This is a genomic window from Roseibium sp. ROS1 (assembly GCF_054658215.1).
This window is the reverse complement of record NZ_BAAGIG010000003.1, coordinates 203,748-216,075: the sequence shown is the minus strand read 5'-3', so window position 1 is coordinate 216,075 and position 12,328 is coordinate 203,748. Positions and strand designations below refer to the sequence as shown.

At 59.6% G+C, this 12,328-nt stretch carries 11 protein-coding genes; 7 read left to right on the top strand and 4 right to left on the bottom strand.

The genetic code is table 11. The annotated features are described in order from the left end of the window. Positions 1–137 precede the first annotated feature (137 nt). A complete protein-coding gene (gene iolB, locus ACYQ6M_RS17145; RefSeq protein WP_460074734.1) occupies positions 138–950 on the top strand; it encodes a 5-deoxy-glucuronate isomerase in 813 nt (270 codons plus the stop codon). Between the two features lie 496 nt (positions 951–1,446). Here the strand turns inward: iolB and aptA are convergent, their stop codons facing one another. Then, positions 1,447–2,787, bottom strand: a complete 1,341-nt coding sequence (gene aptA, locus ACYQ6M_RS17140; RefSeq protein ID WP_460074733.1) for an omega-aminotransferase AptA — start codon at positions 2,785–2,787, stop codon at positions 1,447–1,449. A 116-nt stretch (positions 2,788–2,903) separates the two neighbouring features. On the opposite strand from aptA, the gene ACYQ6M_RS17135 reads away from it, so the two are divergent. Next, positions 2,904–3,479 carry a cupin domain-containing protein gene (locus ACYQ6M_RS17135; protein WP_460074732.1) on the top strand — a complete coding sequence of 192 codons (576 nt, stop codon included), beginning with the start codon at positions 2,904–2,906 and terminating at the stop codon, positions 3,477–3,479. A 7-nt stretch (positions 3,480–3,486) separates the two neighbouring features. Here the strand turns inward: ACYQ6M_RS17135 and ACYQ6M_RS17130 are convergent, their stop codons facing one another. After that, positions 3,487–4,356, bottom strand: a complete 870-nt coding sequence (locus ACYQ6M_RS17130) for a MurR/RpiR family transcriptional regulator (protein WP_168686646.1) — start codon at positions 4,354–4,356, stop codon at positions 3,487–3,489. A 115-nt stretch (positions 4,357–4,471) separates the two neighbouring features. Between ACYQ6M_RS17130 and ACYQ6M_RS17125 the strand changes: the two genes are divergently transcribed. The 5 genes from ACYQ6M_RS17125 to ACYQ6M_RS17105 all read left to right on the top strand — a co-directional run bounded on the left by ACYQ6M_RS17125 (position 4,472) and on the right by ACYQ6M_RS17105 (position 9,584). Beyond that, positions 4,472–5,518, top strand: coding sequence for an ABC transporter substrate-binding protein (locus ACYQ6M_RS17125; RefSeq protein WP_031268765.1), 1,047 nt, complete (start codon positions 4,472–4,474; stop codon positions 5,516–5,518). Between the two features lie 79 nt (positions 5,519–5,597). Next, positions 5,598–6,716, top strand: a complete 1,119-nt coding sequence (locus ACYQ6M_RS17120) for an ABC transporter ATP-binding protein (protein WP_460074731.1) — start codon at positions 5,598–5,600, stop codon at positions 6,714–6,716. After that, positions 6,713–7,648, top strand: coding sequence for an ABC transporter permease (locus ACYQ6M_RS17115; RefSeq protein WP_055656817.1), 936 nt, complete (start codon positions 6,713–6,715; stop codon positions 7,646–7,648). Before ACYQ6M_RS17120 ends, ACYQ6M_RS17115 begins: the two co-directional genes overlap by 4 nt. Continuing rightward, complete coding sequence (locus ACYQ6M_RS17110; protein WP_460074730.1) at positions 7,645–8,475, top strand: ABC transporter permease; 831 nt, start codon at positions 7,645–7,647, stop codon at positions 8,473–8,475. Before ACYQ6M_RS17115 ends, ACYQ6M_RS17110 begins: the two co-directional genes overlap by 4 nt. Continuing rightward, positions 8,472–9,584 carry a DmpA family aminopeptidase gene (locus ACYQ6M_RS17105; protein WP_460074729.1) on the top strand — a complete coding sequence of 371 codons (1,113 nt, stop codon included), beginning with the start codon at positions 8,472–8,474 and terminating at the stop codon, positions 9,582–9,584. Before ACYQ6M_RS17110 ends, ACYQ6M_RS17105 begins: the two co-directional genes overlap by 4 nt. A gap of 52 nt (positions 9,585–9,636) precedes the next feature. Here the strand turns inward: ACYQ6M_RS17105 and ACYQ6M_RS17100 are convergent, their stop codons facing one another. Further along, positions 9,637–11,424: a gamma-glutamyltransferase family protein gene (locus tag ACYQ6M_RS17100; RefSeq protein ID WP_460074728.1), complete on the bottom strand. Its 1,788-nt coding sequence runs from the start codon at positions 11,422–11,424 to the stop codon at positions 9,637–9,639. Positions 11,425–11,453: 29 nt separating this feature from the next. Continuing rightward, a complete protein-coding gene (locus ACYQ6M_RS17095; RefSeq protein WP_075284669.1) occupies positions 11,454–12,323 on the bottom strand; it encodes an ABC transporter permease in 870 nt (289 codons plus the stop codon). Positions 12,324–12,328 lie beyond the last annotated feature (5 nt).

Sequence of the window (12,328 nt, the reverse complement as noted above, 5' to 3'; positions counted from 1 at the left end):
CATCTTTCGAGAGGCGAGCAAGCACGCTCCTCAGGATGAGGTCCGGAAATGTGGTGATGCTGGTCTTGGCGATAACTGGACCCGACGGTCTGCCGCTGCACCGAAGCCCTCATTCAGCCTTGAGAGGAAAGACGACCATGACAAGCAATCTCCAGCGCAAGCCTTTCGGGACGCGTGGCAAGGTGCACGAGATCGCGCCGCAATCCGCCGGTTGGCGCTATGTCGGCTTCTCCCTTTATCGCCTGCGCGCCGGCGACACGGCCAGCGAGGTCACGGGAGATCGCGAAGTCATTCTGGTGATGGTCGAAGGCAAGGCATCCTTGACCGGTGCCGGAAAGGACTGGGGCGTGCTCGGCGAGCGCATGAGCGTCTTTGAAAAGACGCCGCCACACTGTCTCTACCTCCCCAACGGCACGGATTGGCACGCGGCGGCGGAGACCGATTGTGTGATCGCCGTCTGTTCGGCACCCGGCAAAGGCGGGCATGAGGCACGCCGCATCGGCCCGGACGGCATCAGCCTGACAGAGCGGGGCAAGGGCACCAACACCCGCTACATCAACAACATCGCTATGGAAAACGAGGACTATTGCGACAGCCTGCTGGTGACGGAAGTTTTCACACCCGCCGGCCACTGGTCGTCCTATCCGAGCCACCGCCATGACGAGGACGATTTCCCGCGTATCACCTATCTGGAAGAAACCTACTATCACCGCCTCAATCCGGCGGACGGCTTCGGCATTCAGCGCGTATACACCGACGACTTGCAGCTCAACGAGACCATGGCCGTCGCCGATGGCGACGTCGTCCTGATCCCCCGCGGTCATCATCCCTGCGGTGCTCCCTACGGTTTCGAGATGTACTACCTCAACGTGATGGCCGGCCCCTTGCGCAAATGGCGTTTTGTTCCCGCGCCTGAGGTCGAGTGGATCATGGAACGGGACGCAAAATAGCGGGCGGCTGAATGAAAAGTCGACGCCTTATTGTCTGAAAAAGTGGTCCATCTAATGAGCGGGTGGTCATCCAATCGAGGCAGTTGATCACCTGATTACATTGTCATTAAGGCCAGATTGCAGGAAGCGGAGTTCAATACCTGCATGATCGACAGTCTGCCAATCGCGACAGCAGCACCTATTTGACATTGCAATATGCGCAATTGGCATATGCAGACTTTAAAGAAGAAACTCCCTAATCGGCTCCTTTTCAGTCATACAAGTTTCGGTGGTTTCACGCTCCCGCAACCAACAAATAACCCGGCCTCGCGCCGGGATTTTTGTTGGTAACGGATACAGATTTTAAACTGACCAGCGCTCCCACAAAAAGCGCTATGCCCGACGCACTGGCACAAAAACGCTCAAAGCCTGCTCCCGCAACCAAATAAACAAAAAGGCCGCCCAATTGGGCGGCTTTTTTGTTGGATCACGCGCGGCAGGGCGGAAGACCGGAAACCTAGGCCGTTTCGGAGAGGACCTGTCCCAGCGTTTCCACCATCTCGTCAATCATGCCTTCTTCTACAATCAATGGAGGCGAAAGAGCGATGATGTCGCCAGTCACGCGGATCAGCAAACCCGCCTCGAAGCATTTGACGAAAACCTCATAAGCACGTTTTCCGGGTGCGTCCTTGCGGGAGTTGAGTTCAATGCCGGCAATGACGCCAACAGTGCGGATGTCCCTGACGTGTTTGGCGCTCTTGAGCGTATGGATACGGTCTTCCCAGGCGTTGGAAATCTCCGAGCCACGGGTCAGAAGCTTATGTTTTTCGTAGATATCGAGCGTGGCAAGGCCGGCGGCGCAGGCAACCGGGTGGCCGGAATAGGTATAGCCGTGGAAGAGTTCGATTGTATCGGACGGACCGCCCATGAAGGCTTCATAGATCGCGTCTTGCGCGAAGACCGCTCCCATCGGAATGACGCCGTTGGTAAGACCCTTGGCAGTGGTAAAGAGATCCGGTTTCACGCCGAAGAAATCGGATGCGAAAGGGGCGCCAAGGCGTCCGAAACCGGTGATGACCTCATCGAATATCAACAGGATACCGTGACGGTCGCAGATCGCACGCAGCCGTTCCAGATATCCGTTGGGCGGGATCAGGACACCGGTGGAACCGGCGACCGGTTCGACGATAACGGCCGCGATTGTCTCTGCACCATGTAGCGCGACGATCCGTTCCAGGTCTTCGGCAAGATGTGCGCCCCACTCCGGCTGGCCCTTGCTGAAGCTGTTGTGTTCGGGAGCATGGGTGTGCGGCAAGTGATCGACACCGGTCAGGAGAGACCCGAAATGGCGGCGATTGTTGACGATACCGCCAACGGAAATGCCGCCGAAGCCCACACCGTGATAGCCGCGTTCCCGCCCGATCAACCGGGTTCGGGAAGCGTCCCCCCTGGCGCGGTGATAGGCGAGCGCCATCTTCAGGGCCGTGTCGACGGATTCCGACCCGGATCCGGTGAAGAAGACGTGGTTGAATCCGTCCGGAGCAATCTGTTTCAGACGCTCGGCAAATTCGAACGCGATCGGATGGCCCATCTGGAAGGAGGGCGCGTAGTCCAGTTCGGACAGCTGCCGGGCGACCGCATTGGTGATCTCTTCGTAACCGTGTCCGGCATTGCAGCACCAGAGGCCCGCAGTGCCGTCGAGAATGCTGCGGCCGTCGTCGCTGCGGTAATGCATGCCCTTGGCCGAGACCAGCATGCGTGGAGACTGCTTGAACTGACGGTTCGCGGTAAATGGCATCCAGTATGCGTCAAGCGGCTGGTTGGATCGAATATCTGTGTTGTTGTTGACGATGTTCATGTGCGCCTCCTCGGTCGGTCGCACTAGAAAGCACTGATTTTGACAAGCCGAATAGTCTGTTTCTTGCAGACATCAAGGCATTGAAAAGACGCATTTTGAATGGGAAAATGTTTAGGATGATAAACGCACTAAACACCGATGACTTCTCACGCGACGTCGGATTGCGCCTGCGGGCGATCCGGGAAGCGCATGGCTATTCACAGCGGGAATTGGCCAAACGGGCCGGTGTCACCAACGGTTTCATCTCTCAGCTGGAAGCGGCCAAGATCAACACCTCCCTGAGCGCGCTGAAACGTGTTCTGGACGGTATACCGATCGGTCTTTCTGAGTTCTTCGCCTATGAACCGGAGCGGCAGGAGCAGGTGTTTTTCGGCGTCGATGAGCTGACCGAAATCGGCAAGGGCAACATTTCCTACAGGCAAGTCGGCAACAGCCTCTTCGGCCACGAGCTGCAGATGCTTTACGAAGTCTATGAAGCGGGTGCGGACACGGGCCGGGTCATGCTCAGCCACGAGGGCGAGGAAGCCGGTATCGTCATTGAGGGACGGCTTGAAGTTACCGTCGGCGAGCAGAGAAAGGTTCTCGGACCGGGAGATGCCTACCTCTTCAAGAGTTCGATCCCACACAGGTTCAAGGCACTGCGAAACGGCCGCTGTGTCGTTGTCAGCGCCTGTACGCCGCCGACGTTCTGACCCTAGGCTAGAACAGTCCGAGCTTCTTCGAATTCGCCTTCCATTGTACCAGGCGGTGGCTCGAGGTCGTCTCGTTGGCCCTGGCTGCAATGTCGACCATCAGGCTGAGCGCGGCAACGATCCCGATTGTCGATTCCAGGAAGAGGCCGGTTCTGGAAGGCGCATAGACGGCGGCATCGGCGATCTCCCTACTCCAGTGGCAATATTCATCCGAAACCACAATCACTGATCGGCCTTGGCTCTTTGCCAGCCGGGCGAGCTTCAGCGATTCCGACGCATACGGCACGACGTCCACCAGGATAAGGCACGTTGTGGCGGCCGTTTCCGGGCCGTGATCAAGCCACTCGCCCAGCATGCCGTCATGGGCGGACAGGAAATGGACATTCTTTCGAGCGAGCGCCATCCGGCGGGCGAAATCCTCCACTGTTCCCCGGATCGACTGAAATCCCGTGGCGTAAATCGTCTCGGAAGTCGAAACCAGTCGGCTGACCTCTTCCCAATTATCGCCTTGCGTCTGGTTGAAGACGTTGGTCAGTCCCTGGACCTCGGCTTCCAGCGTCTCGACGAACCGCAAAGGGATGTCCCCGTCGGTGACGAAGGAGGCTGTGGTGACCGAATAATGTTCGCGCAGAAGCTGCTTCAGCCCTTTCATGCCGTCGCATCCGAGCCGGCGCAGCAACCTTCCGACAGTGACCTCTGAAACCCCCGCCTTTTCCGCGAGAGATTTTCCGGTTTCCAGTCCGAGAGATGAAATATTCAGGCTGACAAACTGCGCAAGCCGGGCCTCCTGCTTGGGGAGTTTGGGTGTTTCATCCTGCAAGCGTTTGATGAATTCATCGAATTTCGCCTGAGGGAAGGAGGAGAAGCCGGCTTCCATTTCAGCTCCCAAAATGACAGAAAAATAACATTTGACAGAAATGTCATAATTCAATCTCCTTTTGGACGCAAGCCCGTTCACCTCCCAGAAACGTGGCAGCAAACCAGAGGGTTCCATGACTAACAACACGCTGAAGAGAGTTGCCAAGGCAACACTTGGGGCAGCGGCACTGGTGGCTGTTGCCAGTGCTGCGCAGGCCGAGGAAGAACTGAATCTCTACAACTGGGGCGACTACATAAATCCGCAGGTTCTGACCAGATTTACCGAGGAGACGGGGATCAAGGTCAACCTGGACACCTATGGCTCCAACGAGGAAATGCTTGCGAAGATCCAGGCCGGCGCCACCGGTTACGATATCGTGTTCCCGTCGGTCCATATGCACGACATCATGTTCCAGCTTGGTTTGCTGGAAAAGACCGGCATCGGCAGCGATCCGGCTTTCAAGAACATCGACCCGCAGTTCATCCGCGCGAAAACAGATCCGGATGCGGAATACTGTCTGCCGTATGCCTGGGGCACTGTCGGCATCGCCTACAACAAGCAGAAAGTGGCCGAAATGACCGGCTGGGAGGATTTCTTCGCCCTGGCTGACAAGGGCGAGAAGATCATCCTTCTCGACGATCTGCGCGAGACCATCGGCATCGGTCACATCATGAACGGCACGTCGGTCAATTCCACTGATGAAGCCGAGATCAAGGCCGCGGCAGATTACATTCTGGAGCGCAAGAAGAACGTCACCGCCTTTACCTACGACAGCATTCCGCTGGTCCAGTCCGGCGATGTGGCGGCGGCACACTGGTATGTCGGCGCGAACATTTTCGTGCAGCAGGCTCCGGACGTGCTCGCCTACGTCATCCCGGAGGAAGGCGCGACCATGTACCAGGAGGATATCTGCGTCCTTGCCAGCGCACCGAACAAGGACAACGCAAAGAAGTTCCTGCAATTCTATCTTCAGCCGGAAATTTCCGCGCTGAACGTACAGCAGCAGCTGAATGGCACCCCGAACCTGCCGGCCCGGGAGCTCCTGCCGCCGGAAATTGCCAACAACGAAAGCATCTACCCGCCTCAGGACGTGATGGAAAAGCTGCAGATCTTCGTGGACCTCGGCCGCGACCTTCAGCTTTACAACAGTGAATGGACGCGCATCAAAACGGCACAATGAGTGCGGATGCGGACGACCGTCACGACCAGACTGCGCGGCCACGGGCCGCGCATGTCGCCTGACGTTCCGAGGGGGTAGAATGCAAGGAATTTTGAGGATCGAAAGCGCCTACAAGAGCTTTCAGGCTCCGGAAGGTGGCGTCATCCGGGCACTGGACAACGTGTCCCTGACAGTGGCTCACAACGAGTTTCTGACGCTGCTTGGCCCGTCGGGCTGCGGCAAGACCACCTTGCTGAGGGCGGTCAGCGGGTTTGAGGATCTCGACGGTGGCGAGATCTACATAGACGGCCAACCGGTATCGGATCAGCCGGCACACAAACGACCGGTCAACACCGTCTTTCAAAGATATGCCCTGTTCCCGCACCTGTCGGTGCAACGGAACGTTGCCTACAGTCTCGAGGTTAGAGGCGTCGCGAAAGCGGAAATCAGACAGCGTGTCGGCAGCATGCTTGAGCTTGTCGGCCTTGCCGGAATGGGCACGCGCAAGATCGGCCAGCTTTCCGGTGGACAGCAACAGCGGGTGGCCCTTGCCCGTTCGCTTGTGGCGCGGCCAAAAATTCTTCTGCTGGATGAACCTCTTTCGGCGCTGGACAAGAACCTGCGTCACAAGATGCAGCAGGAGCTGAAGACCCTGCAGCACGAACTTGGCATCTCGTTCATCTTCGTCACGCACGATCAGGAAGAAGCCCTGGTTATGTCGGACCGGATCGCGGTACTGAACGGCGGCACCATCCAGCAGCTTGATGCACCTGAAGAGCTCTACCGACGTCCGGCGAACGAATTCGTTGCCCGCTTCATCGGCGAAAGCAACCTCCTGGACGCGACAGTGGTTTCGGTCGCCGGTACGCGTTGCGACGTCGTTCTGACCGATGGCACCGTCATACGCGATTGTCCGGTAAACGGCCTGAAGCGGGGCGATCCGGCAAAGGTGTTGATCCGGCCGGAAAACCTTCTGGCGGACCTGGGGCAAAGCGGTACTGGCGAGCGGGCGGGACACGAAATCTCGGGCACGGTCAGCGAGAGCTTTTTCGCCGGAACCGATTACCGTCTTGTCCTTTCTTGCCAGGGGTTGCCGCCGGTCAGGGCATCGCTTCGGGCGGGACCTGGCACGTCGCATCACACCATCGGCGAACGGACCTCGCTATTCGTGCCGCATGATGCCGTGCACCTCATTCCGGGAAACGGAGTTCCGGCATGAGCAGGGGGCACAACACACTGGAAAACAGGCGAAAGCTGACGCTGTTTGGCCTCTTGCTGCCGCCGTCCGCCTTTCTCGCGGTCTTCTTCCTCGGGCCGCTCGCTATCATGATCGTCTATTCCTGGCTCACACCGGGTCTTTATGGCGGCGTCGAATGGAAATTCTTTCACCTGAACTACGGCCGCATCCTGGGCTGGGCCGACACCAAGTACGAGCGCTTCGATCCCGTCTATATCGAGATCTTTCTGCGGTCGGTGAAACTGGCGGCAACCACTGTTTTGCTCAGCCTCATCCTCTGTTACCCGGTCGCTTTCTGGGTGTCGCGGATGTCGGACAGGATGAAAAACCTGGTCATCTTCCTGATCACGCTGCCTTTCTTCATCAGCCTGATCGTGCGTCTGTTCGCATGGGTCCTGATCCTGAGGCCAACCGGTTTCTTCAATCAGGCGCTGATGGGCCTCGGACTGATCGATCAGCCGCTGGAAATCATCTTCACAGGCACGGCGGTGGTTATCGGCATGGTCTATGTTTTCGTGCCGTTCATGTTCCTGCCGCTCTATGCCAGCATCGAAAAGCTGGACCACAGCCTGATTGAAGCCTCGCAGGATCTGGGCGCCAACCGACTACAGACGTTCTTTCGCGTGATCCTGCCGATGACCCTGCCGGGCATCGTTGGCGGCTCGATCATCGTCTTCATCCCGAGCCTCGGCAATTTCATTGTCCCCTCGCTTCTGGGCGGGGCAAAGGTGGTCATGATCGGCAATCTGATCGAGCAGCAATTCCTGTCGGCGCGCAACTGGCCCTTCGGAGCGGCGCTCGGAATGATGGTGATGGCCGCTGTCCTGGTCCTGCTTCTCTACTACATCCGCATTGTTACCCGTGAAGAGCGGCGCTCCGGCGGATCGAAGGTCGCAGAGGAGGTCGCGGCATGAGACGCAAGATTTCCTGGCGAAACCTGTTCCTGTCGATCTACGGATGGCTGTTTCTGGTCTTCATCTACGTGCCGATCCTGTTGATCACGGTGTTCTCGTTCAACTCCAACCCGGTCAACATGATGATCTGGCAGGGGTTTACCTTCGACTGGTACCGCACGATCTTCGGCTTCCCGACGGAACTGAACGAGCTGACGCTTTATGTTGAATCCACCGATCAGCTCTATAACGCGGTCCTGAACAGCCTGACGGTAGCCCTTATCACGACGGCAGTGTCGACAGTGCTAGGTACGTCGGTTGCGTTGGCGGTCGCCCGCTTCAGGTTCCGCCTCAAGAATTTCTACCGGGCCCTTCTGTTCATGCCGATGATCATGCCCGACATCATCCTCGGCATCGCACTGTTGATCTTCTTCGTGTCCTTCGGCTTCGGTCTTGGCCTGCACACGATCATCATTGGCCACTGCACGTTCCTCAGCAGTTATGTGTTCATCGTGGTCAGCGCCCGCATAGCGGATATGGACGACAGCCTGGAAGAGGCATCGGCGGATCTGGGGGCCGATGGCTGGACAACATTCCGGCGGGTGACCCTGCCGCTGATCGCACCGGGTGTCATCGGCGGCGCGATGCTCGCCTTCATCATCTCGATGGATGATCTGGTGATCACCTATTTCATCTCCGGCGTCGATTCCACGACCCTGCCTGTTCACATCTACGGGATGCTGCGCAGGGGCATCAAACCGGAAATCAATGCAATTGCCACGGTCATGCTGGTGTTTTCGTTCATCATCGCATCCGTTGGCCTCTACATGCGGTCCCGCAAGAAATGACGCAGAAACATAACTCCAAACGTGCCCGCGACCTGGGACTTCCCATGCCGGGCACTCCGGGTCCGCAAAACGCGATTACCGATGTCGAAGGGGTGCTTGTCGGCTATGAAACGCTGTCCTCAAGGCTGACACCTGCGCTCGCGAGCAACGGCCTTCCCGTGCAGACCGGCGTCACGGCAATCCTGCCCAGGGGGCGGACATCGACACCGCGTCCGGTATGGGCAGGGCTGCATGCGCTCAATGGCAATGGTGAAATGACCGGCAGTCACTGGGTCAAGGACGCGGGTTATTTCACCGGCCCGATCCTGATCACCAATACGCACAGCGTAGGCGCTGCGCACGAGGCCGCCGTACGCTGGATGGTCGATACCTATCGCGATGCCTGGGAGAACAACCACCTTTGGGCGATGCCGGTTGTCGCGGAAACATATGACGGTGTCCTGAACGACATCAATGGCCTGCATGTGCGGCCGGAACACGCGGCAAAAGCCCTCGAAAACGCGACATCCAATCCGCCTGCCGAAGGCAATGTCGGCGGTGGTGCTGGCATGATCTGCTACGAGTTCAAGGGAGGAACGGGCACCGCCTCACGGCGTATCGAAGCAGGTGGCAAGCCCCACACGGTCGGGGTTCTTGTGCAGGCGAACCACGGTCTTCGGCCATGGTTCAAGGTGCTGGGACAGTCCGTCGGGGAAAAGATGATGGAAGACCGGTTGCCTGGCTTCAAGGCGGAGCGTGGCTCGATCATCGTGATCATCGCAACGGATCTGCCGCTGCTGCCTTCTCAGCTCGACCGTCTGGCCCGCCGCGCGACCATCGGCATTGGCCGGGGCGGAACGCCGGGCGGCAACAGCTCCGGCGACATTTTCCTTGCTTTCAGCACGGCCAATGAAATGGATCTGCCGCAACTCAGCGGGCCGTGGAAATCCATAGTGTCGCTGAACGACGATCTGCTTGATCCGGTCTACATGGCTGCGGTGGAGGCAATCGAGGAAGCTGTCCTCAACGCCATGCTGGCGGCCGAAGACACGCCAACCGCAAGGCCGGCAGGTGCGGTTTGCCGGGCGATTGACGCCGAAGCCCTCAAGGAGCTCTTCGCACAGGGTTGAAAGCCCCACCGGTGCCGATAGGTGCAAGGCATCGGCGGGGCTGTTGTGCCGTCTATCGGCCGATCGCGTAGGCCTGCATCAGGCGCGGGGTCGCCGCTGCCTTCAGGACGCCGTCAGCGCTGCGCTTGGCGGCGGTCAGCCGGCCGATGGTCCAGTTGCCGGAAACCTCTACCGAATGCCCGCGGGCCCGCAGCAGATTGATTGTCTCGGAGCTGAAATTGCCTTCCGCCATCACGTGCCCCGGCTGGCGTTGGCGCGGGTGGAACGACGTCGGGAAATGGGTCGTGTGGAACAGCGGCAGATCGATGGCTTCCTGCAGGTTGAGGCCGTGATGCACCAGCCGCAGGAACAGGGAAAGCTGCCACTGGTCCTGCTGGTCGCCGCCTGGTGTGCCAAACACCATCGCCGGTCGCCCTTCATGGAAGGCCAGGCTCGGCGTCAGCGTGGTGCGCGGGCGTTTGCCGGGCGCCAGGCTGGTCGGCAGGCCGTCTTCCAGCCAGAACATCTGCGCGCGGGAATTCAGGCAGAAGCCGAGCGCGGGAATGATGGGAGAGGATTGCAGCCAGCCGCCGGACGGGGTCGCGGCAACCATGTTGCCCCAGCGGTCGATGATGTCGAGATGAACCGTGTCGCCCCGCCGCTCGGAAAGATGCGCCATCGTCGGTTCGTAAAGACCCGTGTTGGCAATGCCTGCGCGATCGATCACGGCCATGTTGGCAGCCACCTGATCCTCAAAGCCCGGCAGAACGCCGGGGCGCAGGTCGAAGGACGCGGTGTCGGAAATCAGTTTGCGCCGCGCATCGTTGTAGTCGTCCGACAGCAGCGTGCTCATCGGAACGTCAACAAAAGCGGGATCGCCGTAATAGACCTCGCGGTCGGCATAGGCGAGCTTCATGGCTTCGGTCACATGGTGGACGAAGTCGGCACCAGCCGGGTCCATCGCGCCGATGTCGAAGCCTTTCAGGAGCGCCAGCGCCTGCAGCAGCACGGGGCCCTGTCCCCACGGACCTGTCTTGGCAACGGTCCAGTCGTGATAGTCGCTCAGGAGCGGATCTTCGTAAGTCGCACTCCAGGTCGCCAGATCGTCCGCGGTCAGCACACCCTTGTGCTTGGTGCCCGAGCCGTCCATCACCTCGGCGGTTTCCAGGAAGGCCGCAATCTCCTCGGCAATGAAGCCGCGGTAGAAACAGTCCCGCGCCGCGTCGATCTGCTTCTCGCGGCCGGATTGGCTTTCCGCTTCGCTCAAGAGCCGGGTCCAGGTCTGGGCCAGAACTGGGTTCTTGAACATCTCGCCGGCTTCCGGCACGTTTCCAGCAGGTACCCAGGTCTCGAAGGACGTCGGCCATTCTTTCTGGAAGAAGTCCTTCAGCCCGCCGATGGTTGCTGCTGCACCCGGCAACATGGGCTGGCCGTTTTCAGCGTAATAGATCGCAGGCTCCAGCACATCGCGCAGGCTCAACGTGCCGTGGTCGCGCAGCATCAGCATCCAGCCGTCGAAGGCACCCGGAATGACGGTCGACAGCAGGCCGTTGCCCGGAATGAGATCCAGCCCTTCCGCCTTGTAATGATCGATGGTGGCTCCAGCCGGGGCAGGTCCCTGGCCGCAGACAACCTTGGTTTCGCCGGTTCCGGCCTTGTGGAAGATCACCGGCAGATCGCCGGCAGGGCCGTTCAGATGCGGCTCAAGAACCTGCAGCACAAGCCCGGTCGCAACGGCGGCGTCAAAGGCATTGCCGCCTTTTTCCAGGATGCTCATGCCGACGGCGCTTGCGATCCAGTGGGTGGAAGTGACGACACCGAAGGTGCCGGTGATTTCGGGGCGGGTGGTAAAAGTCGGCATGAGTTACTCTTTGGGTTTTAAAAAACGGGTCAGCTTTCGCGCGGGTCGAGAGCGTCGCGCAGGCCATCGCCAAGCAGGTTGAAACCGAGAACGACCAGGAAGATCGCCGCACCCGGCCACCAGGCCATCCAGGGCGCCTGGGTCATGAAGTTCTTGGCAACGTTCAGCATGGAACCCCAGCTCGGTGCGGGAGGTTGCTGGCCGAGGCCGAGGAAGGAAAGGCTCGCTTCGGCAATGATCGCGGTGGCGACTGTCAGGGTCGCCTGAACCAGAACCGGAGCAAACACGTTGGGCAGGATGTAGCGGGACATGATCGCGAAATGGCTGAGCCCGATGGCCCGTGCCCCTTCGACATAGTCTTCCGTCTTGACGGACAGCACCTGGCCGCGCGTCAGACGCACGAAGATCGGCATGGCCGACAGGCCGATGGCGATCATGGCGTTGCTGAGGCTCGGCCCCAGAAACGCGGCAAGCGCAATCGCCAGAATGAGAAAGGGCGTTGCCAGAAGCGCATCGGTGACGCGCGAGATCGCCTGGTCGATCCAGCCACCGAAATAGCCTGACAGAAGACCAAAGGGCACGCCGATCAGCACGGCGATCAGCACGGACACGACGCCCGCCATCAGCGAGGCCTGCGCGCCCCAGATCATGCGCGAGAGAATGTCCCGGCCGATCTCGTCTGTGCCGAGCCAGTGGGCGGCGGATGGCGCCTTGCGCACGGCGCTCCAGCTGGTTGCGGCCGGGTCCGCAATGGGCAGCAGCGGCGCGGCAACCGCTATGCCGATGAAAAAGGCGACGATGATGAAACCGAACAGCGCGCTCTTGTTCGCCTTCAGCTTTTTCCAGGCGCGGCTTTCGAGGCGGATGGTTTCCTCGGCCGGGTCTGCGGCGGTGGTCACGGCGC

Excerpts from the sequence above, each read along its gene's own strand:
- iolB (WP_460074734.1), top strand. The coding sequence starts at position 138 with ATGACAAGCAATCTCCAGCGCAAGCCTTTCGGGACGCGTGGCAAGGTG.
- aptA (WP_460074733.1), bottom strand. The coding sequence starts at position 2,787 with ATGAACATCGTCAACAACAACACAGATATTCGATCCAACCAGCCGCTT.
- ACYQ6M_RS17135 (WP_460074732.1), top strand. The coding sequence starts at position 2,904 with ATGATAAACGCACTAAACACCGATGACTTCTCACGCGACGTCGGATTG.
- ACYQ6M_RS17130 (WP_168686646.1), bottom strand. The coding sequence starts at position 4,356 with ATGGAAGCCGGCTTCTCCTCCTTCCCTCAGGCGAAATTCGATGAATTC.
- ACYQ6M_RS17125 (WP_031268765.1), top strand. The coding sequence starts at position 4,472 with ATGACTAACAACACGCTGAAGAGAGTTGCCAAGGCAACACTTGGGGCA.
- ACYQ6M_RS17120 (WP_460074731.1), top strand. The coding sequence starts at position 5,598 with ATGCAAGGAATTTTGAGGATCGAAAGCGCCTACAAGAGCTTTCAGGCT.
- ACYQ6M_RS17115 (WP_055656817.1), top strand. The coding sequence starts at position 6,713 with ATGAGCAGGGGGCACAACACACTGGAAAACAGGCGAAAGCTGACGCTG.
- ACYQ6M_RS17110 (WP_460074730.1), top strand. The coding sequence starts at position 7,645 with ATGAGACGCAAGATTTCCTGGCGAAACCTGTTCCTGTCGATCTACGGA.
- ACYQ6M_RS17105 (WP_460074729.1), top strand. The coding sequence starts at position 8,472 with ATGACGCAGAAACATAACTCCAAACGTGCCCGCGACCTGGGACTTCCC.
- ACYQ6M_RS17100 (WP_460074728.1), bottom strand. The coding sequence starts at position 11,424 with ATGCCGACTTTTACCACCCGCCCCGAAATCACCGGCACCTTCGGTGTC.